We start from the raw sequence: 20,817 nt of genomic DNA, 5'->3' as shown, positions 1-20,817 counted from the left end.
TCCGGCTCCATGGCCGAGCAGCAGCCGCCGCCCCGGCGGGAGACCGTCACCGGCGTTCCGCGCGGCGCCCGCCGCCGCCCGCCCGCGCACACCCCCGCCCGCTCGGAGATCTCCGAGCAGACCAGCCTCGGCGCGACCTACGTACGGGCCCTGATGCGCAGCCAGCTGCGCGCCGGGCTGGGCGCGCTCACGGTGCTGGCCCTCGTGCTCGGGCTGCTGCCGCTGGGCTTCCTGCTGCCCCGGCCGGCCGCGGGCCCGCTCGTGTGGCTCGCCCTCGGGCTGGGGGCGTACCCGGTGATGTGGCTGATCGCCCGCTGGTACGTGCGCCGGGCGGAGCGCAACGAGGCCGACTTCACGGGCCTGGTGACGGACTCGGCGGACTCGGCGGAGTCGGCGCGGTAGCCGGCGCGGGGCCGCCCCGGCCGGCTCGGCGCGGGTCCGGGCCGGCGGGCCGTGCGGTGGGCGGGCCGTCGGGCGGTTCAGAAGAGGTGCATCGCCAGGTGTCCCAGCGGCAGGCCGAGCTGCCACGCGGGGGTCCACACGCGGACGTTCTCGTCCAGGGCGGGCGGGGTGTCGCCGCGGCCGGAGCGGCCCGGGTCGAGGTTGGTGGCGAAGAGCTCCGTGCGGTCCAGCCACCGCCACGCCGCCCGGGCCAGTTCGAGGTCGGGGTCCTCGCCGCGGCCGCGCTCGCGGGCCTCCTCGCCCAGCGCGAGGAACCGGGTGTGGACCCAGTCGCGCCAGGGGTGCCCGTACGCCGTCAGGGAGAGCCACTCGTCGAGCTGCGACACCACCCGGATCCCCGACAGTTCCCCGGCCGCGTCCGAGAGGTAGATCGTCAGCGCGAGCGTGTCGCGTCCGGCCCGGAACTCCAGCGTGCTCACCGGGATCAGCCGGCCCGTGCGCAGCAGTTCGTCGGCGATGTACTCCGCGTAGAGCCACGCCATGGGCACCGCCAGTCCGCCGTCACTGGTGCCGTTCATACCCTCGGGCTGCACCGTTCCACCTCTCCCGCGCGTCGAGCCTGCCGCCGTCATCCCCGAGCCTTCACCGGACGGCTCGCGGAACGGGGGATGTTTACTCAACTTGCACGGACTGGTGCCGATATCGGTGTGCTCCGTGTCCGGATCGTGTGCATCGAGGGCGTTCCTTGAGTGTTTCCCGAGGGACTCTGCGGCGCGTCTCCAGGGCCCGGAGGGGCGTTCAGGCGCCGAGTCCGTACCCCTGGAGACCCTTCCGCAGGGCGCGCAGGGCGTAGTACGTACGGGACTTGACCGTTCCGGCGGGGATCCCGAGCTCAGCCGCGGCCTCGGCCACCGAGCGGTCCTGGAAGTAGACCTGCATCAGCACGGCCCGGTGCTCCGGTCCCAGGCTGCCCACCGCCCGCCGGACGTCGATCGCCGTGACCGAGCCGGCCACCGCGTCCTCGGCGGCGGGCGCCTGCTCCAGACCGTCGGGGTCGACCTCCTGCGGCCGCGAGAGCCGCGCCCTCCGGGCGTCGATCGCGAGCCGCCGGGCCACCGTGAACAGCCAGGGCCGCATCGACTCGTGCCCGCTCGCCAGCACCTCCGGGTGCTGCCAGACGCGGACGAGGGTCTCCTGGACGAGGTCCTCGGCGCGCTGGGCGTCCCCGGCCGTGAGGCCGAGCAGGAAGCCGAACAGGGCCCGCCCGTGGTCTCGCTGGAGTTCGGCGAGCGCCTCGGGTTCCGTGCGCTGGAGGGTGGGGGAGGGCGACACGAGTGGCTCCTTCCGGGTCCGGGGTCCGCTGGGGCGCCGGGGCCGCGGGCCGGGCACGAGGGCCCGGGCCGGCGGCTCGGCCGAGGGGCCCGGCCGCGGGGCCGGCGGTGGGCGTCCCACTCACCCTCACCTGCACGGAGCCGCCCGGGAACCGTCCGGCGGGGGCGTTGCGCCCAAGGCCCCGGGTGGTCCGGTGGGCGGCCGCGCCGGGCGACGAACGGTCGAACGGCGCGGCGAACGGCCATGGGCCGTCGGGGTGGGAAGCGGCCGGAGGCCGGTGCCGCTCCTTGACTCGGAACCCCTTCTCCTATGGATTTCATCTCATCCGACAGTGCTACGAAGTGGGAGCTGGGAGAGATGACCAAGCGCACCCGGCACGTCCTCGTCCTGCTGTCGGCCCTGCTGCTTCCCGCGGCGGCCGGCTGCTCCGCTCCCGGTGACCGGACCCCGGCCCGCCTCGGCTCCAGCGCGGCCGGCGCCCCCGCCGCCACCGCCCCCGCCCCGAAGGGGTTCACCCTGGTGGCGAGCGGCGACGTACTGCCGCACACCTCGGTGATCAAAAGGGCGGCGGCCGACGCCGGCGGCGAGGGGTACGACTTCCGCCCCATGTTCTCGAAGGTCAAACCGGTGGTCTCGGCGGCCGACCTGGCCCTGTGCCACATGGAGACCATCTACGGCGAGGACGACGGCCCCTTCAGCGGCTATCCCGCCTTCGTCTCCCCGCCCACCATCGCCGACGCCCTCAAGGACGCCGGCTACGACGGCTGCTCCACCGCCTCCAACCACACCCTGGACGACGGGGCCGAGGGGCTGAAGCGCACCCTCGACCGCTTCGACGCGGTCGGCCTCGGGCACGCGGGCTCCGCCCGCACGGCGGCCGAGGCGGCGAAGACCACCCTCTACACGGCGGGCTCCGCGAAGGTCGCCCACCTCGCGTACACCTACGGCACCAACGGCTACCCCATGCCGGACGGGCAGCCCTGGGCGGTCAACCTGATGCGGCAGGACGAGATCGTCGCGGACGCGCGCGCCGCCCGGAAGGCCGGCGCCGACGTGGTGCTGGTCAGCATCCACTGGGGTACCGAGTGGCAGACCGAACCGGACGGGACGCAGCTGTCGCTGGGCAAGGCGCTCACCGCCTCCGCCAGCGGCGGACGCCCGGACATCGACATGATCCTGGGAACGCACGCCCACGTCCCGCAGGCCTACGAGAAGGTCAACGGCACCTGGATCGTCTACGGGATGGGCGACCAGGTCGCCGGGGAGATGTTCAACCACTCCGGCGCCCGCGACCTGCGCGGCAACTACGGCTCCATCGCCCGCTTCGCCTTCGCCCCGCCCGCCGCCCCCGGGCAGCGCTGGCAGGTGGTGAAGGCCGAGTTCGTCCCGCAGATGATGGACCTGTCCATCGGCCGGGTCGTCAACCTGCCCGCCGCCCTCGCCGAGGACCCCGGCGACGAAGCGTACGAGAGCGCCGACGAGGCCGTCACCGAGGCCGTGCTCGGCCGGGGCGCCGCCAAGGACGGCCTGAAACGGGCCGGGTGACGGCCGCCGGCGCCACGGAACGACCGTCACCGGCCGGACGTCCACCAGGGCCGGCAGCACGTTCCGGCGCCGCGCCGGCCCCGCCGCGTACGCCGCCGCCCGGAGCGAGGACTCCGGGCCGTCAACCCCGGCGAGGACCACCTCCGGCCCGTCGGTGCCGCACCCGCATCCCGTGTCCACGTGCTCCTTCACCCTCCCGGGGCCATCCGGTTCGGCGCGCGGACCGGCGCGGCCCTCCCTACAGTGCCAAGCATGAGTGCCACGCTGGAGGACACCCGCGGGACCCGCAACCGCTTCCTGCACCGGGTCCCGGACGCCTTCGGGGCGTTCTTCGGAACGCTGGGCCTGGTCTGCGCCCTGCTGGCGCTCTCCCCGACGCTGCGCAGGCTGCTGCGGCCCGTGGTGCGCTTCCTCGACGACTTCGTGGTGCCGGTCAGCGAGAACCTCGCGTACGCCGTCTTCCTCTTCCTCCTCGCCGCGGCCCTCGGCACCCGCAAGAAGATCGCCTGGTGGATCGTCGTCACCTATCTGGCCCTGCTGATCCTGGTCGACCTGCTGATCATCGCCGACGGGGACCTCTGGGTCGGCGGCGTCTCGATGGTCCTCGCGGTGGCCGCCCTCGGCGTGCTCGTCGCCGCCCGCAAGGAGTTCTACGCGGCCTCGCGCCCGGGCGCGATCTGGCGGGCCATGCTCGTGCTCGGCCTCGGGCTGCTCGGCGCCGTCTTCCTCGGCTGGGCCCTGGTCGCGCTGTTCCCCGGCACCCTGCCCAAGGGGCAGTGGCTGGACTGGTCCGCCAAGCAGGTCTTCGGCGGCCTCTTCTCCGCCCGGCAGTTCGACGGCCGCCCGCCCCGCCCGCTCTACTTCCTGCTGGGCCTCTTCGGCGCCCTCGCCCTGCTGAACGCGGCCGCGACCCTCTTCCGTTCCCAGCGGCTGACCGCCGCCCTGCACGGGGACGAGGAGCCCCGGATCCGCGCGCTGCTGGGCGCCTACGGGCGGGCCGACTCCCTCGGCTACTTCGCCACCCGGCGCGACAAGGCCGTCGTCTTCGCCCCGAACGGCAAGGCCGCCGTCACCTACCGGGTGGAGGCCGGGGTCTGCCTGGCCAGCGGTGACCCGGTGGGGGACCCCGGAGCCTGGACCCCCGCCATCGACGCCTGGCTGGGCGTCGCCCGCCGCCACGGCTGGCAGCCGGCCGTGATGGGCGCCTCCGAGGGCGGGGCGACCGCGTACGCCCGCTCCGGGCTGAGCGCCCTCCAGCTCGGCGACGAGGCCATCCTGCACGTCGCCCACTTCGACCTCGACGGCCGCGACATGCGGGTCACCCGGCAGGCCGTCAACCGGGTCAAGCGGGCCGGGGCCACCACGGTGATCCGCCGCCACTCGGCCCTCACCGAGGAGGAGATGCGGACCATCGTCGACCGGGCCGACCGCTGGCGGGACACCGAGACCGAACGCGGCTTCTCCATGGCCCTGGACCGGCTCGGCGACCCCGCCGACGGGGACTGCCTGCTCGTCGAGGCCTTCGACGCCGGCGGCGAGCTGATCGCGTTGCTGTCCTTCGTTCCCTGGGGCAAGGACGGGATCTCCCTCGACCTGATGCGCCGCGACCGCGCCGCCCCCAACGGGGTCATGGAGTTCATGGTGGCCCAGCTCTGCGCGGCCGCCCCCGGCCTGGGCGTACACCGGATCTCCCTCAACTTCGCCGTGTTCCGCTCGGCCTTCGAGGAGGGCGGGCGGATCGGCGCGGGCCCGGTGCTGAAGCTGTGGCGCAGGCTGCTGCTGTTCTTCTCCCGCTGGTGGCAGCTGGAGGCGCTGTACCGCTCCAACGTCAAGTACGGGCCCGAGTGGTACCCGAGGTTCCTCTGTTACCAGGACGCCGGCTCCCTCGCCCGGGTCAGCCTCGCCTCCGGCATCGCCGAGGGCTTCGTCTCCGTGCCGAGCATGCGCAAGCTCTGGGGCAACGGACACGCCAAGGGCCTCACCGCCCCCGCCAACACCGCCGACCTGCCCTCCATCGAATCCCTGGGCCTGGACCTCGTCGGGGAGGAGGACGGCGGCCGGGGCCCCGCCGAGCGGATGCCCGAGCAGGTCCGGGTGCGCCACGCCAAGCTGGAGCGGATCCGGGCCGCCGGTACCGACCCTTACCCGGTCGGGATCCCGCAGCGCACCCACACCGTCGCCGCCCTGAAGGCCGCCCACCCCGGCCGGGTCGCCGGCGGCCGCAGCGGCGAGCGGGTCACCCTCGCCGGACGGGTGATGGTCGTGCGCGACCTCGGCGGCGTGGTCTTCGCCGTACTGCGCGACTGGACCGGCGACACCCAGCTGATGTTCACCCGGGACGAGTCCGGGCCGGACGTACTGGACGCCTTCACCTCCCAGGTCGACTTCGGCGACCACGTCGTGGCCACCGGCGAGGCCGGAGCCAGCCGCAGCGGCGAGCCGTCCGTCGTGGTCGCCTCCTGGCAGCTCACCGGCAAGTGCCTGCGCCCCCTCCCCGACAAGCGCAAGGGCCTGGCCGACCCGGAGGCCCGGGTCCGGCGCCGCTACCTCGACCTGGTCGCCAGCCCCGAGGCGCGGGACGTCGTACGGGCCCGTTCCAGTGCGGTGCAGGCCCTGCGCCAGGGGCTGCTGGACCGCGGCTACCTGGAGGTCGAGACCCCGATGCTCCAGCAGATCCACGGCGGCGCCAACGCCCGGCCCTTCCGCACCCACATCAACGCCTACGACCTCGACCTGTACCTGCGCATCGCGCCCGAGCTGTACCTCAAGCGGCTGTGCGTCGGCGGCATGGAGAAGGTCTTCGAGATGGGCCGCACCTTCCGCAACGAGGGCGTCTCCTACAAGCACAACCCCGAGTTCACGATGCTGGAGGCCTACCAGGCCTTCGCGGACTACGACGTGATGCTCGACCTCACCCGGGAGCTGATCCAGGGCGCGGCGACGGCCGCCTTCGGCTCGCCGGTCGCGCACAAGGCGGGCCCGGACGGCAAGCTCGTCGTCCACGACATCTCGGGCCCCTGGCCGGTCAAGACGATGTACGGGGCCATCGGCGAAGCGCTCGGTGAGGAGGTCGACGCCGACACCGAGGAGCACGTCCTGCGCGTGCTGTGCGACCGCGCGGGCGTCCCGCACGCCCCCGACGACACCCGGGGCGACGTGGTGCTGGAGATGTACGAGAGGCTGGTCGAGGAGCGGACGAAACTCCCCACCTTCTACAAGGACTTCCCGACCGACGTCTCCCCGCTCACCCGGCAGCACCGCAAGGACCCCCGGCTGGCCGAGCGCTGGGACCTGGTGGCCTTCGGCACCGAACTGGGCACCGCCTACTCGGAGCTGACCGACCCGGTCGAGCAGCGCCGCAGGCTGACGGCCCAGTCGCTGCTGGCGGCGGGCGGGGACGCCGAGGCGATGGAGCTCGACAACGACTTCCTGGACGCCCTGGAGTACGCCATGCCGCCGACCGGCGGACTGGGCATCGGGGTCGACCGGCTGGTCATGTTCCTCACGGGCCTGACGATCCGCGAGACGCTGCCGTTCCCGCTGGTGCGCCAGGGCTGACCAACGGGGTGGCTGGTCCGAGGGGGTGACGGGGACGGGGCGCGTCCGCGCCTCTCGACATCTCCGGCGATCTCGTTGATACGTAGTAATAATGAAAAATGACGAGCCGACAGTAGGGCGACGCGTGCTCCTGCGTACCGCCGTCTTCCTCGGAATCGCCGCCGCCTCCGGACTCCTCAGCGCCGGCGAGGGCGGCCCCCAGGGCGGCGCCACCGCCGGCGCACCCGCGCCCGGCGGCCCCGCCCCCGCCCCCGGTGCCCCCGGGCTCCGCCCCGAAGGCCCCCCGGACAAGTCCTACCGGCTGCGGCCCATGACCGCCGAGGCGCCCGCCCGGCCGCCCGTCGCCAAGCCCGCCGTCCGCACCCGGCCCATCCTGGAACTGCCCTCCGGGGCGGACACCGGCAACGCCATGGTGCTCACCTTCGACGACGGCCCCGACCCCCGCTACACCCCGGCCATCCTCGACACCCTCGCCCGCTACGGCGTTCGCGCGATGTTCTTCGTCTGCGGGGAGATGGCCACCGAGAACCGCGACCTGCTGCGCCGGATGACCGCCGAGGGCCATGTCATCGGCAACCACACCTGGACGCACCCGCTCATCCCCAGCCTGTCGAGGTCCGCCCTGGAGGCCGAGATCGGGCGCACGAGCGAGGTCGTGCAGCAGGCCGTGGGGCAGGCCCCACTGTGGTTCCGGGCGCCCTACGGGGCGTGGAACCGGGCCGCCTTCGAGATCGGCGCCGACCTGAACATGGAGCCCTTCGCCTGGACCGTGGACACCCTCGACTGGAAGGAGCCGGGGAGCGCCACGATCATCTCCCGGGTGCTGTCGGGGGCCGGACCCGGGGTGATCGTGCTGAACCACGACGCCGGCGGCAACCGCTCGCAGACCGTCCGGGCGCTGGAGGCGTACCTCCCCCAGCTGCTCGGGCAGGGCTACCGGATGACCCTGCCGGCCCGCTGAGGCCGCCGGCCCGGCCCGCTCCCACCGGGGGGACGGGGGAGCGGGCCGCGTGGTGAATCGTTTCGTCAGCGGGTCGCCACCATCCGGGCGAAGGCGACCACGTTGCCGTCGTACCCCTTGGCCTTGGAGTAGCTGCCTCCGCAGGTGATCACCCGCAGCTCCGGGTGCCCGGTGTCCCCGTACACCCGCGAGCCGGGGAAGGCCTCCTTCGAGAACACCTCCACGCCGTACACCTCGAACACGGCGGTCCGTCCGTCGTAGCGCTCCACCTCGACGCGGCTGCCCGGCTTGAGCGAGCCCAGCCCGTAGAAGACCGCCGGGCCCTGCGCGTTGTCCACGTGCCCCACGATCACCGCGGAACCCTGCTGGCCCGGCGAGATGCCGTTGAGGTACCAGCCCGCCAGGTTGCGGTCCTGCGGGGGCGGGGCGTCGATCCAGCCCTGGGCGTCCAGCCCGACCGTCATCACGGGCGCGTCCACGTTGATCGCCGGGATCCGGATGCGCTGCACCGACGAGTGCTCCAGCACCTCCAGGTCCGCCGGCGGCGTGGGCGCCCGGGCCGGCAGCTCGTCCGCGCGCGCGACCGCAGCGGCCGCGGCGGGCTGCGGCGGGCCCGCCTCCGCGTTCGCCCCGTTCCTGATCATGGCGAGGCCGCTGAGCATGACCAGCGCGAGCGCTCCCCAGGGGGAGCGTCTCCTCGGCCGCTGCTCGTACTCGTCCTCGGTCATGGCTCTCCCTTCCCGACGCGGGGGTCCCGACCCGCGTTCCAGTCCCTCCCCGGTACGCCCTTCTTCACGCACGCTAAGGGTGCACGCCCGCGACGGCGATCCGGAGGAGGGCGAACGGGTGGTGCGTCCGGTTGGGGTGCGTCCATCCAGGTATTCGTCACATAAATGCCTGACGCCTCATGACCTGCGGATCCGTCAGATGATCAGTCCGCGCTTCGGCGTGTCGCTCAACCGGGCGGCCCAAAGGCGGAAATGCGCTGGTTGCGCGGCGCACCGAGGGTTCGTGATGGGAGGCGTTCTCGTCGATCTGCCCGGGCCACCGCTCCGGGGCGCTTCCCGCTGGAGGTTCCACCATGCGTGTTCTGCGCGCTCTCACCGTGACCGCGGCCGCCTGCGCCGCGATCGGTCTCAGTGCCCCGTTCGCCGACGCGAACTCGCCGCAGGGCGGCGGCAACGGGCCCAGCAACGTCACCGTCAACCCGTACTCCGTGCACCAGGGCGCCTCGATGCAGGTCAGCGCCTCGGGCTGCGGTCACGGCGGCACGGTCTGGTCGAACGGGAACTTTCCGCAGACGAACCTGTCGGCCGGCTCCATCGGCTTCGCGACCGTCCGGATCTTCAACCACGCCTCGCCCGGCAACCACACGCTGTCGGTCAAGTGCCACGACAACAGCCTCGTCGCCACGCACCGGTTCACGATCCTGCCGGGCAACGGTGCCCAGGGCGGCATCGGCGGCTCCTTCGGCCCGTCCACCGCCGAGACGGCCATCGGGGCGGGTCTGGTGGGCATCGCGGCGCTCGGCGCGGGCGCTCACGTGATCCGTCGCCGCCGTCCGGCCGGTTCCCGGGGCTGACACCCCCCGCAGACCGCCGCCGCGGCCGGCCCCGGGTCCCGGACCCGGGGCGACCGGCGGTGGCCGGGGCCGGCCGGGGGAGTTTGCGGGTGAGGGATCAGTGGCCGCGGGCCGGGCGGCGCCGGCGCAGGGCGTACACCGTTCCGCTCGCGGCCGTCACGAAGAGCGCGGCGCCCACCCCGAGTTCCACGGGGTCCAGCCCGGCCACGCTGCCGCCGAGGCCGCCCCGCACCCCGAGGGTGGCCGGCGCCGCGCTGCGGGAGGCTCCGGCGGAGCCGCGCGCGGTGGGCGTGATCCGGGCGGGCGGGGTGATCCGGGCGGGCGGGGTGGTGCGGGCGGCGGTGGGCGCGGTGGTCGGGGCGACGGGAGCGGGGGTGGTGGCGACGGGAGCGGCGGTGGTGGCGCGCGGGCGGGCACCCGTGGTGGCCTCCGCTGAGGGGGTGCGCCGGGCGCCTGTGGTGGAGCTGGTGGTGGGAGCCGTCGTGCCGCCGGCGATGGTGAGGTCGGCGGAGCCGTTCTCCCCGTTGCAGGTGAAGGTGACGGAGTACAGGGCCCCGCGGCGGGCGTCGCGGTCCACCGTGACCCGGACGGTCTGGCCGCGCGCGATGCTGACGGTGTCGAAGACGCCGGAGGAGGCGGTGGCGTACGCGGCGTCGCAGTCGCTGACCGAGAGGATCACCTGGCCGCCGGGGGCGACCGTGGAGGGGATGACGGCGAAGGCGAAGGAGGTCACGGGCGCGGCCTCGGGCGCCAGGGCGGCGGGAGCGGCCCCGGGTGTCATGGCCGTGGGCGCGCAGGACGCGCCGAGCGCGAGGAGGGCGCCGGCGCTCAGCAGGGCGGTGACGGAGCCGCGTATCGCACCCATGGTGGGTCCTCCGGATCCCCGAGGCGCAGTCGCGCGGAATGTCCGCACGTGGGGGGTCGTGCACCTCGATGTCCGCCACGCTAGGCGCGGGTGCGGTGACCCGCGATCAGGAGCGGGCGAATGGGGCACGGCCGTAGGCCGAACCGGCGAAGGGAGGCCCGCCCCCGGTTTCCCGGGGGCGGGCGGGTGCTCAGTCCTTCAGTCCCAGGTGCGGGAACTGGACGAGGAACGGTTCGGCGGTAGCGGCGATTCCGCGCCCGAAGGGTGAGTCGAAATCCCAGATGAGGAAGAGCAGGAAGGCGATCAGCGCGCTGAAGAGCCCGGCGAGCAGCATCTCGCGGAACGAGCGCCGGATCTGCAGGGTGAAGATCAGACCCACCGTCACCAGTGCTCCGGCGATCAGCCCGAACCACACGACGCCGGGCATGGTGGCCCCGGCGCTCTGGCCGCGTGAGTTGCGGGCGTCGTCCACGAGCGCGACCTGGTCGACCAGCGGCTGGTAGGCCTGCCCCTCGTGGTCGGTCCGCGGCTCGTAGTCGGTGACGTCGCGGCGGATCTTCTCCAGCAGCTCCCCGCCGCGTCCGGTGATCTCGCCGCTGTCGGCCATCTTCCGCCACTCCGTCTCGACGACGTAGGTCACGTACGCGTCGACGTCGGAGCGGATCCTGCTCCGCACCTCGGCCGGGTAGACCTCGGAGCGGACACTGATCTCGTGCAGGGCCTGGGCTTCCTGGCGCACGTACTCCTGGGCGGCGCCGCGGCCCTCCCATACGCCCGCGATCGCCAGGCCCAGCACGATCGCGTAGATCACCCCGATCATCATCGTCATGTACTCGATGACGTCCGGGGTCTCGTTCGGATCGTCGTCCTCGCCGATCCTGCGGTGGTTGAAGAAGGCGATGGACAGCACCACGGCACAGGCCGCGGCCATCGCGAGGGACAGGACGAGCCATTCCGACAAGATGACTCCCAATCGATGAGCTGTGGATGCGGCCGGGCGGCCGGGCGGGCCGTGCGGCCTAGCGCGGGCGCAGCGCGACGATCGCGAGCACGGCCGGGGCGGCGGTCATGAGGGTGAAGGTGACCGGTGAGATGTGGCGCTCCACCGGTTTGCGGGTCGGGGCGTGGTAGGCGGGACGGGCGACCGGCTTCGGCGCGGGGGCCGGAGTCGTCGCCGGGGTGGGCGGCGGCTCGGGTGCGGGCTTCGGCGGTGGCGGGGCGGGTGCCTCGTACACCCGGGGCGCCGGGGGCGGTGGCGGTGGCGGTGGCGGCTTGGGGGCCGGCTGGGGTGGCGGTGGCGGCGCGGGGGCCGGCGGGGGAGGCTCGGGCGCCGGCTTCGGCGGCGGCGGTGTGGGCTTGGGCGGTGGCGGTTTCGGCGGTGGCGTGGGTGGGGGCGGCGGCTTGGGCGTCGGCTTCGGCGGGCACGGCGGGGGCGGCGGCGGGCAGTGGTGCGCGTGTCCCTTGCCGCGGTTGCCGCAGGCGTGCCCGTGGCCGTGGCCGCCGTGATGTCCGCCACCCCGGCCGGCTCCGGCGCCGCCGTTTCCGGCGAACGCGTACACCTCGACGGAGGCACCGCCGTCCCCGGCGCCGATCGTCGCGTAGGCGCAGCTATCGGCCACGGCCGGAGTGGTGGCGAGTGCCGCCCACAACAGGACCGGGACCGCCAGCAGGCGTCTGGCACAGGCTCTGTTCACCCGGGGAGCATGGGCCCGCGCGCGCCCGCGCACGCGAGGCCGGGCGTCGGTTCGCCTGAACGGGTGGAGTGTGGAGCCTAGAAGTTTGAGCCAGTTCCGGATCGTTGTGGACTGCTTCTGATCGTTCGAAGTCGAAATCTCAAATGGTATTTGTCGGATTCCTTGCCGCAGGCAGCGGGGCCCGCACGTGCCTTTGGTGTGTGACCAAGAACGGACCGCCAATTTCCGCTTTTGCTCGCCCTGTTGGGAAATGATCAGTACATTCGGCTCGGACAGCAGTCCGACCACCGTCCCGCCCCCCGGACGGAACCCGCCCGACCACGGCACGACGAGGCTTGGAGACCCCGATGGAACGCCCCGCCTGGGCCCCGCCAGGCATCGACATATCGGTGCCCAGTGTGTCCCGCATCTACGATTACTACCTGGGCGGCTCCCACAATTTCGAGGTCGACCGCCAGGCCGCCCGCCGCGCCATGGAGTTCATGCCGGGCCTGCCCAAGATCATGCAGGCCAACCGGGCCTTCATGCGCCGCGCCGTCCGCCACGCCGTGACCGAGGGCGTCACCCAGTTCCTCGACATCGGCTCCGGCATCCCGACGTTCGGCAACGTCCACGAGATCGCCCGCGCCGCCACTCCCGAGGCCCGCGTCGTGTACGTGGACCACGACCCGGTCGCCGTCGCCCACAGCCGCGCCGTCCTGGCCGGGGACGACCGCACCGGGGTCGTCACCGCCGACCTGCGCAAGCCGAAGGACATCCTCGGTTCCCCCGAAGCCGGCCGGCTGCTGGACTTCGACCGGCCCGTCGCCCTGCTGCTCGTCGCCGTACTGCACTTCCTGGAGGACGCCGACCGGCCCTACGAGGCCGTCGCCGAACTGCGCGACGCGCTGGCGCCGGGCAGCGTGCTGATCCTCACCCACGCCTCCTACGAGGGCATCCCCCTCACCCAGGAGGTCGCGGGCGGGGTCGTCGACGTCTACCGGGACATCCGCAACCCGCTCGTCATGCGCAGCCACGAGGAGATCGCCGGCTTCTTCGACGGGTTCGAGCTGCTGGAGCCGGGCCTGGTGTCGATGCCCGACTGGCGCCCCGAACGTTCCGGGCCCCTCGCGGACGGCGAGGATCCGGAGGATCCGTACGCCTTCTCCGGCTACGGCGGCGTGGGGCGCAAGGCGTGAGACTCCCCGCTCCGGCTCCCCGGCCCGCCGGCCCCGCGGAGCCCGCGCCCGCCGGACGGCCGACGCCCCGGCCCGGCCCGGCGAACCCCCGCCCGGCGGACGCGCGCGTGCGGACGGGCCCGGCGGACCCCGTCGCACAGCCCGGCCCGCACCAGGGACCGTCGCCGGTGCGCGAGCTGCGCAGCGGGCTCGAAGACCGCATCGCCCGCTTCGCCACCATCTGGGGCCGGGCCATCTTTCCCGTCACGGCGACCTCCCTGACCCGCCCCGAGTTCGAACGGCACCTCGTCCCGCTCACCCGGACCCTGACCGAGGCCCTGCACGCCCGCCCCTTCGACGCGGGCGTCGCCCAGCGCGTCGGCGAGGAGCTCGTCGCCGTGCACTGCACCGACCCCGAGGCCCTCGCCGGCACCCTGGGGGTGGTCGAGTCCTACCTGGTCCTCTACTGCGGCCCCGACGGCGCCGGAACCGAGGGCACCGAGGAGTACCGGTCCCGCTGCGCCCGGCTCCAGCACGGCATCGCCGCAGGCTTCGCCCGCGCGCTCCGCGAGCGCACCCTGCGCGAGCAGGAGGCCATCGCCCGCTCCGCGCTGACGGCCCGCACCGACGCCCAGCAGGCCCTGCACGCCAGCGAGGAACGCTTCCGGGCGGTCTTCGAGGGGGCTGCCGTCGGCATCGGCATCGCCGACCTGGAGGGCAACGTCCTGGAGGTCAACGACACCCTGCTCAAGATGTTCGGCGGCCTGGAGGGCCACGTCCGCAGCCGCAACGTCAGCGAATGGGGCCACCCCGACGACACCCCGCACGTCTGGAAGATGTACGGGGAACTCGTCCGCGGGGAACGCGAGCACTACCGCGTCGAAAAGCCCTACTACCGCCACGACGGCACCGTGCTGTGGACCAACCTCACGGTGTCCCTGCTGCGCGACGCCGACGGCGTCCCCCAGTACCAGCTGGCCCTGATGGAGGACACCACCGAACGCCGGCTCCTCAACCTGCGGCTGCGCTACGAGGCCACCCATGACGCGCTGACCGGGCTGCCCAACCGCACCCTGTTCTTCGAACGGCTGGAGAAGGCCCTGGGCGGAGCCCCCGGCAGCCGCTTCGGCTTGTGCTACCTCGACCTCGACGGCTTCAAGGCGGTCAACGACAGCCTCGGCCACTCGGCGGGCGACCGGCTCCTCGTCGAGGTCGCCGACCGGCTGCAGAGCTGCGCCACCGGCCCCGGCGAGGTCGTCGCGCGGCTGGGCGGCGACGAGTTCGTCGCCCTCACCACCGGCCCCGCCGCCGGCACCGACGAGGAGCCCGGGGAGAAGGTCACCGACCTGGCGGTGCGGATCCTGTCGGCGCTGTCCACCCCCATCCGGCTGGAGGGCCGGGAGCTGTCGGTCCGCGGCAGCATCGGCATCGTCGAGGGCCGGGCGGGCGAGCGCACCCCGGCGGAGGTGCTCCGCAGCGCCGACATCACCATGTACCGGGCAAAGGCGGCCGGCGGCAACCGCTTCGAGTTCGCCGACGCGGAGGCGGACGCCCGCGCGATCACCCGGCACGGCCTGACCAACGCCCTGCCGGCGGCGCTGGAGCGGGGCGAGTTCTTCATCGAGTACCAGCCCCTGGTGCACATGCACGACGGCAGCGTGCACGGCGCGGAGGCGCTGGTGCGCTGGTCGCACCCGCAGTACGGGGTGCTCGGCCCGGACCGCTTCATCCCGCTCGCCGAGCGGACCGGGCTGATCGTGCCGCTCGGCCGCTGGGTCCTGGAGGAGTCCGTCCGCCAGGCCCGCACCTGGCAGCGCCAGCACGGCGGGGCCGCCCTGCGCGTCAACGTCAACCTCTCGCCGACCCAGCTCCACCACCCCGGCCTCGTCGCCGACACCGTCCGTGTGCTGGAGTCCTCCGGGCTGGCGCCGGGCGCCCTGTGCCTGGAGGTCACCGAATCGGCGCTGATCGGCGCCGACGACGAACTCCTCGAACCGCTGCGGCGGCTCGCCGCGCTCGGCGTGGACATCGCCCTCGACGACTTCGGCACCGGCTACTCGAACCTGGCCAACCTGCGCCGCCTCCCGGTCAGCGTCCTGAAGCTGGACCGCTCCTTCACCCAGGGGATGCAGCAGCAGCCGGCCGACCCCGTCGACGTCAAGATCGTGGAGGGCATCGTCTCCCTGGCCCACAGCCTCGAACTGGCGGTGACGGTGGAGGGGGTGGAGACCGGAGCCCAGGCGGCCCAGCTCCGCGCCCTCGGCTGTGACACCGCCCAGGGCTGGTACTACGCCCGCCCGGGTGCCCCGGACCGCATCCACGCCCTCTCCCTCTCGGACGCCGTCCCCACCCCCTGACCCGAGCCCCCCGGTGTCGGCGGGTGGCGGGCCACGGCCGGGGCCGTCCCGCCCGGCCCCGCGAGGGGCGGGCGGCGCCGGGAGCGGCAGGTGCCCGAGGGCCGGCCCGGATCAGCCCATGCCGGCCTCCGTCCCCCGGCCGGGCACGCGCACCGCGGCCATGACCCGCCGGTGCCGCTCGGAGGTGTCCGCCAGCACCCGCGCGGCCTCGGGCAGCCGCTCGGTCCCGTACACGTCGAGCGCCTGTGCCCCGGCTTCCCCGGTGAGGGCCGCGCCCAGCGTCCGGCCGAGGGCCACCGCGTCCTGGATACCGGTGTTCATCCCGAGCCCGCCGGCCACGGAGTGGACGTGCGCGGCGTCCCCTGCGAGGAAGGCCCGGCCCTCGCGCATCCGCGGTGCCATCCGGACGTTGACCCGCCAGGTGGAGAGCCAGGTCGCCCGGGCCAGCCGTATGCCCTCCATCCGGGCGTGCCGGTCGAAGAGCCGCTGGAAGCCCTCCAGTGACGGCGGCACCGGCGCGCCGTCCTCGTCGAGCTCCGGGGAGGCCTGGAGCTGGAACGACGGTGTCCCCGGTATCGGACAGAGCATCATGGCCCCGCCGTCCGAGGTGAACCACTGGTGCCAGCGGTCCCGGCTCAGGCCCGGCGCCTCGACGTCTCCGATCACCATCACCTGGGTCTCGTCCGTGGTCCCCTCGAAGGGGATGCCGAGGAGCTTGCGGGTCGTGCTGTGCCCGCCGTCGCACCCGGCGAGGTACCCGGCGCGGATCGAGCGGCCGTCCGCCAGCCGCGCGGTGACCCCCTCGGCGTCCTGGTCGATCCCGGTGACCCGGGCGTCGTACTCGACCCGGACGCCGAGGGCGGCGAGGTGCTCGCGGAGGATCTCCTCGATCTGCCACTGGCCGATGAAGAGGCCGCCCCCGGAGGGGGTGTCGTTGACGTACGCGCCGTCGAAGTACTTGCGCAGCACCAGCCCCCGGATGCCCGCGGCGGACAGCCGCTCGCCGAGGCCGAGGCCGGCGAAGACCTCGAGGCTTTCCGGGTTGAGGCCCTTGCCGCGGGATTCGCGGTGCGGGCCGGTCCGCTGGTCGAGCACGCGGGCCGGGATGCCCCGGCGGGCCAGGTCGCAGGCAAGGGTGAGTCCGGTGGGGCCGGAGCCCACGATCAGTACGTCGGTCATCGCAGTGTCCTCTCGTCCTTCAGTGCCCTCGGTGGGTCGATGACTCAAGGAAAGCGCGACCCGGGCAAAAATGCAACCCGGTCACGAAATTGACTTGGTTGTTTTTTCGTGTCACGCTGGAGGCATGGAGAACACGACGGGTCCGCGCACGGGACTGCGCGAGAGCAAGAAACTGCGGACGAAGAACCAGCTGGCGGCCACCGCGCTGGAGCTCTTCCTCGAGCGCGGCTTCGATGCCGTGTCGGTGGCCGACGTCGCCGCCGCGGCCGAGGTCTCCAAGCCCACCCTGTTCCGGTACTTCCCGAGCAAGGAGGACCTCGTGCTGGACCGGTTCGCCGACCACCAGGACGAGGCGGCGCGCATCGTGCGGGACCGCCCGGCGGGCCTGACCCCGGTGCGGGCGGTCCACGAACAGTTCCTGGCCGCCCTCGCCGAGCGGGACCCGATCACCGGGCTCTGCGACCACCCGGACGTCCTCGCGTTCCAGGGGCTGCTGTACTCGACCGCCGGCTTGGAGACCCGGCTCGCCCACTACACGGCGCGCGAGGTCGAACTGCTCGCGGCGGTCCTGGAAGCGGAGTCGGTGCCCTCGTTCACCGCCCGGCTGGCGGCCCGGCACCTGGTGACCGTCCGCCAGGAGCTGGGCCGGGAGAACTGGCGGAGGATCTCGGCGGGTCGGAGTGCCGATGAGGCCTACCCGGAGGCCGTCGCCGAAGCCGACCGCGCCTTCGCCATGCTGGCCGACGGACTCGACCGGACCCTGGGGCCGCTCATACCCTCCTGACGCCGGCGTACGGGATCTTCGCCGGCGCCCCGGATCGCGGAGGCGGGAGTGCGCATGGGTGCCAGGTATGTCACCGAGCTGATCGAGGCGTTGGAGCGGCACGGGGTACGGCCTGCCATCGGTGCCGGTGCCGGTGCCGGTGCCGGTGCTGGTTCTGGTGTGGGGGCCGGGGCCGGGGCCGGGGTCCTGTGCTTCTCCGAGGTGCTGGACGCCGTGTACCGGCTGGCCGGGGTGCTGGACGACGCCGGCGTCGGGCGGGGGACGGGGCTGGCCTGTGTGACGGGCGGCAACCGGCCGGAAACCCTGCTGGTCCGGCTCGCCGCGCACCTGCTGGGCGCACGGCTGACCCAGGTCGTGGGTGGCCCCGCCGTCCACGGCGTGGACTTCATCCTGCGGGACTGCCGTCCGGGCCTGGTGGTGCACGACGTCCCGGTCGCGGCGACCGGAGCGCCGGCGCTCGGCCTGGACGGCCTGCTCGCCGCGGCGGCCGCACGGGAGACCGTCGAGCTGCCGGTCCGGGCGCGGGAGGAGGACATCGCCCGTGTCACCTACACCGGGGGCACCACGGGGCGGCCCAAGGGCGTGGCCTCGACGTTCGGTGCGATGGCCGCGCGTGACGGCGGCCGCGGGGGCCGGTGGGCCGAGTCCGTGTACCTCTCGGTCACCACCCTCGCCCAGCGCTCCGGCGGGCGGTGCCTGGAGCAGCTCCGTGCCGGGGGCAGGGTGGAGATCCTCGACCCCTTCGAGCCGGAGGAGTTCGCGGCCGCCTGCCGGCGCCTGGGGCGGGTGTCCACGTACCTGACGCCGCCGATGCTGTACCGGCTGCTGGACGATCCGGCGACCGCGCGCGGGATCCCCGGGCTGGAAGCCGTCTCCTACGGAGCCTCGGCCGTCCTCCCGGCCCGCCTGGCCGAGGCGGTGAGCCGGTGGGGCGTGCGGTGGCGGCAGGGCTACGGCATGAACGAGGCGGGGGTGATCTGCCGGCTCACCCCCGCCGACCACGACGCGGCGGTGGCCGGACGGCCCGGGCTGCTGGCCTCCGTGGGCCGCCCCGTCACGGGCGTGGAGCTCCAGACGCGGGACGGGCGGGGCGCCGTACTCCCGGCCGGAAGCAAGGGGGAGGTGTGGGTCCGCTCGGAGACGGTGATGGCCGGCTACTGGAACCAGCCCGAGCTGACGGCCGGGGTACTGCGGGACGGATGGCTGCGCACCGGCGACGTCGGACACGTCGGCGAGGGCGGATATCTCTACCTGGACGACCGGGTGAAGGACATCGTGATCGTCAACGGCGCCAACATCTACTGCCTGCCCGTGGAGGCGTCGCTCGCGCGGCATCCCGCCGTGGCGCAGGCCGTGGTGGTCGGACGCCCGAGCCCGCGCACGGGGGAGGAGGTGTGTGCCTTCCTGGTCCCGGCCGCCGGGTGGGAGCCGAGCCGGGCGTTGGCCGACGAGGCCTGCGCCCTGGTGGAACGCGAGCTGGCCCCGGCGCACCGGCCGACGGCCGTGTTCTGGGAAAGGGAGATTCCGCTGACGGACCGGGGCAAGCCGGACAAGCGGCGACTGCGGGATGCGGCCGGGCGCCGCCACGGGTGAGCGACCGCGGGCGGCGTGCGGCCGCGCGGGGCCGGTCTCCCGCCCGCCCCTGCATCGCCCCTCCACCGCTCCGCTCCCAGGGGCTCCGCCGCCGGCCCCGCGCCCCACCACCGGCGAGGCTCGAACGGTCAGTTGAGCAGGACGCGTTTCAGTTCGCGGGCCGCGCGCGGGGGTGCCACGTCCGTGCGGTGGGCCAGGGCGATCGTGCGGCGCAGCGGGGAGCCGACGAGGGGGGTGGCGCGCAGGCCCGGGCCGGCGTGGTCCACGACCATGTTCGGGACCACCGCGATGCCCAGCCCGGCGCGTACGAAGCCCAGGACCGCGTCCATCTCCCCGCCCTCCACCGTGAACACCGGCTCGAAGCCCGCCGCCCGGCACGCCCCCACCGTCAGGTCCCGCAGGTCGTAGCCGTGCCGAAACATCACCATCGGCTCCTCGCGCAGGTCGGCGATGGTCAGCTCGCGGCCGCCCGCCGGCGGCGGGAGGTACGCCGACGAGACCACCACCAGGTCCTCCGTCAGCAGCTCCACCGTCGTCAGCGCGGGCGCCGACGGCGGCAGCGGCAGCGCGATCAGGGCCAGGTCCAGAACCCCGCGCGCGAGTTCCCGTACCAGGTCCAGCGAGCCGCTCTCCTCGATCAGCAGCTCGATGCCCGGGTGCGCCGTGTGGAAGGCGCGCAGCACCGCCGGCAGCAGCCCCGTGCACACGCTCGGGGTGGCCCCCAGGCGTACCCGGCCGCGCCGCAGCTGTGCCAGCTCCTGCACTTCCAGCCGCGCCGTGTCGGCGTCCGCGAGGATCCGTCGCGCCAGCGGCAGCAGCGCCTCGCCCGCGTCGGTGAGCGCGATGTTCCCCCGTGCCCGGCTGAACAGCTCGGCCCCCAGTTCCCGTTCGAGCGCCTTGATCTGCTGGGACAGCGACGGCTGGGCCACGTGCTCCCGCTCGGCGGCGCGAGTGAAGTGCCGGGTCTCGGCGACGGCCACGAAGTAGACCAGCTGCTGGAACTGCATGGCCCCAGGCTAGCGCCCTTCATAGGCATTGCCTATCGCGATCAGCTCCGCCATGTCTTGGACCTCTCAGGACCTTGGTCCTTACGGTCAATGGCATGGCTCTGGCAACGCGGACGGATCGACGGCCGTCCACCACGCGCACGCTCTGGGACTCCACCGTCGGCAAGAAGTCCGTGATGGCCGTCTCCGGCCTGGTCATGCTCGGCTACCTCGTCGTGCACATGCTCGGCAACCTGAAGATCTTCTTCGGGGCGGACGAGTTCAACGGCTACGCCCACTGGCTGCGCACCCTCGGATCCCCCTTCCTGCACCACGAGTGGGCCCTGTGGATCGTCCGCGTGGTCCTGGTCGCCGCCGTCGTCGCCCACGCCGTCTGCGCCTACCAGCTCAGCCGCCGCGACATCAAGGCGCGCCCGGTGAAGTACGCCCGCAAGCGCCGCCGCGCGAGCTACGCCACCCGCACCATGCGCTGGGGCGGTGTCATCCTCGGACTCTTCATCGTCTGGCACCTCCTCGACCTCACCACCCTCACCGTCAACGAGCGCGCCTGGGCCGGTCACCCGTACGAGAACGTCCTCGCGACCTTCTCCACCTGGTACGGCAACACCGTCTACCTCCTGGCGATGGCCGCCCTCGGACTGCACGTCCGCCACGGCTTCTGGAGCGCCGCCCAGACCCTCGGCGCCGGCAGCGCCCGGCGCGACCGGACGCTGAAGTCCCTGGCCAACGCCCTGGCCCTCGTCCTCTTCGCGGGCTTCGTGTCCGTGCCCGTCGCCGTCATGACCGGAGTGGTGAGCTGAC

18 protein-coding genes are annotated in these 20,817 nt (G+C 73.7%); 10 read left to right on the top strand and 8 right to left on the bottom strand.

What is annotated here, in order from left to right; translation table 11 throughout:
• Positions 1-9 precede the first annotated feature (9 nt).
• Positions 10-402, top strand: coding sequence for a hypothetical protein (locus tag AC069X_RS14975; RefSeq protein WP_478728723.1), 393 nt, complete (start codon positions 10-12; stop codon positions 400-402).
• 77 nt (positions 403-479) lie between these two features.
• On the opposite strand, the gene AC069X_RS14970 is transcribed toward AC069X_RS14975, so the two are convergent.
• Entirely contained in the window at positions 480-1,034 is a 555-nt protein-coding gene (locus tag AC069X_RS14970) for a hypothetical protein (protein WP_478728722.1), read from the bottom strand.
• Between the two features lie 166 nt (positions 1,035-1,200).
• Positions 1,201-1,734: a sigma-70 family RNA polymerase sigma factor gene (locus AC069X_RS14965; RefSeq protein ID WP_478728720.1), complete on the bottom strand. Its 534-nt coding sequence runs from the start codon at positions 1,732-1,734 to the stop codon at positions 1,201-1,203.
• A 357-nt stretch (positions 1,735-2,091) separates the two neighbouring features.
• Here AC069X_RS14965 and AC069X_RS14960 point away from each other — a divergent pair, with 357 nt between their 5' ends.
• The 3 genes from AC069X_RS14960 (at position 2,092) to AC069X_RS14950 (ending at position 7,798) form a co-directional block, all read left to right on the top strand.
• Positions 2,092-3,279 carry a CapA family protein gene (locus AC069X_RS14960; RefSeq protein WP_478728718.1) on the top strand — a complete coding sequence of 396 codons (1,188 nt, stop codon included), beginning with the start codon at positions 2,092-2,094 and terminating at the stop codon, positions 3,277-3,279.
• A 252-nt stretch (positions 3,280-3,531) separates the two neighbouring features.
• Positions 3,532-6,837, top strand: coding sequence for a bifunctional lysylphosphatidylglycerol synthetase/lysine--tRNA ligase LysX (gene lysX / locus AC069X_RS14955; protein ID WP_478728716.1), 3,306 nt, complete (start codon positions 3,532-3,534; stop codon positions 6,835-6,837).
• A gap of 91 nt (positions 6,838-6,928) precedes the next feature.
• Positions 6,929-7,798, top strand: a complete 870-nt coding sequence (locus AC069X_RS14950) for a polysaccharide deacetylase family protein (RefSeq protein WP_478728714.1) — start codon at positions 6,929-6,931, stop codon at positions 7,796-7,798.
• 65 nt (positions 7,799-7,863) lie between these two features.
• Here AC069X_RS14950 and AC069X_RS14945 read toward each other — a convergent pair whose 3' ends face one another.
• Entirely contained in the window at positions 7,864-8,526 is a 663-nt protein-coding gene (locus AC069X_RS14945; RefSeq protein WP_478728712.1) for a class F sortase, read from the bottom strand.
• A gap of 353 nt (positions 8,527-8,879) precedes the next feature.
• Between AC069X_RS14945 and AC069X_RS14940 the strand changes: the two genes are divergently transcribed.
• Positions 8,880-9,380 carry a hypothetical protein gene (locus AC069X_RS14940; RefSeq protein ID WP_478728710.1) on the top strand — a complete coding sequence of 167 codons (501 nt, stop codon included), beginning with the start codon at positions 8,880-8,882 and terminating at the stop codon, positions 9,378-9,380.
• A gap of 97 nt (positions 9,381-9,477) precedes the next feature.
• Here the strand turns inward: AC069X_RS14940 and AC069X_RS14935 are convergent, their stop codons facing one another.
• The 3 genes from AC069X_RS14935 to AC069X_RS14925 form a co-directional block, all read right to left on the bottom strand.
• Positions 9,478-10,245, bottom strand: coding sequence for a hypothetical protein (locus AC069X_RS14935; RefSeq protein ID WP_478728708.1), 768 nt, complete (start codon positions 10,243-10,245; stop codon positions 9,478-9,480).
• Between the two features lie 190 nt (positions 10,246-10,435).
• Positions 10,436-11,206, bottom strand: a complete 771-nt coding sequence (locus tag AC069X_RS14930; protein ID WP_478728706.1) for a bestrophin-like domain — start codon at positions 11,204-11,206, stop codon at positions 10,436-10,438.
• 58 nt (positions 11,207-11,264) lie between these two features.
• Positions 11,265-11,480, bottom strand: a complete 216-nt coding sequence (locus AC069X_RS14925; protein ID WP_478728704.1) for a hypothetical protein — start codon at positions 11,478-11,480, stop codon at positions 11,265-11,267.
• An 806-nt stretch (positions 11,481-12,286) separates the two neighbouring features.
• Here AC069X_RS14925 and AC069X_RS14920 point away from each other — a divergent pair.
• Positions 12,287-13,117 carry an SAM-dependent methyltransferase gene (locus AC069X_RS14920; RefSeq protein ID WP_478728703.1) on the top strand — a complete coding sequence of 277 codons (831 nt, stop codon included), beginning with the start codon at positions 12,287-12,289 and terminating at the stop codon, positions 13,115-13,117.
• A 167-nt stretch (positions 13,118-13,284) separates the two neighbouring features.
• Positions 13,285-15,453, top strand: a complete 2,169-nt coding sequence (locus AC069X_RS14915; protein ID WP_478728701.1) for a putative bifunctional diguanylate cyclase/phosphodiesterase — start codon at positions 13,285-13,287, stop codon at positions 15,451-15,453.
• A gap of 111 nt (positions 15,454-15,564) precedes the next feature.
• On the opposite strand, the gene AC069X_RS14910 is transcribed toward AC069X_RS14915, so the two are convergent.
• Positions 15,565-16,632 (bottom strand): FAD-dependent monooxygenase, encoded by a 1,068-nt coding sequence (locus AC069X_RS14910; RefSeq protein ID WP_478728699.1) that lies wholly within the window; start codon positions 16,630-16,632, stop codon positions 15,565-15,567.
• Positions 16,633-16,756: 124 nt separating this feature from the next.
• Here AC069X_RS14910 and AC069X_RS14905 point away from each other — a divergent pair, with 124 nt between their 5' ends.
• Positions 16,757-17,416: a TetR/AcrR family transcriptional regulator gene (locus AC069X_RS14905; RefSeq protein ID WP_478728697.1), complete on the top strand. Its 660-nt coding sequence runs from the start codon at positions 16,757-16,759 to the stop codon at positions 17,414-17,416.
• 54 nt (positions 17,417-17,470) lie between these two features.
• Positions 17,471-19,009 (top strand): class I adenylate-forming enzyme family protein, encoded by a 1,539-nt coding sequence (locus tag AC069X_RS14900; protein WP_478728695.1) that lies wholly within the window; start codon positions 17,471-17,473, stop codon positions 19,007-19,009.
• A 128-nt stretch (positions 19,010-19,137) separates the two neighbouring features.
• Here AC069X_RS14900 and AC069X_RS14895 read toward each other — a convergent pair whose 3' ends face one another.
• Positions 19,138-20,016: a LysR family transcriptional regulator gene (locus AC069X_RS14895; protein ID WP_478728693.1), complete on the bottom strand. Its 879-nt coding sequence runs from the start codon at positions 20,014-20,016 to the stop codon at positions 19,138-19,140.
• Positions 20,017-20,111: 95 nt separating this feature from the next.
• Between AC069X_RS14895 and AC069X_RS14890 the strand changes: the two genes are divergently transcribed.
• Positions 20,112-20,816 carry a succinate dehydrogenase gene (locus tag AC069X_RS14890; protein ID WP_478728691.1) on the top strand — a complete coding sequence of 235 codons (705 nt, stop codon included), beginning with the start codon at positions 20,112-20,114 and terminating at the stop codon, positions 20,814-20,816.
• Position 20,817 lies beyond the last annotated feature (1 nt).

It is taken from the genome of Streptomyces sp. NPDC043896, assembly GCF_056435605.1.
The sequence above is the reverse complement of the archived record's forward strand: the minus strand, read 5'-3'. Positions and strand labels throughout refer to the sequence as shown.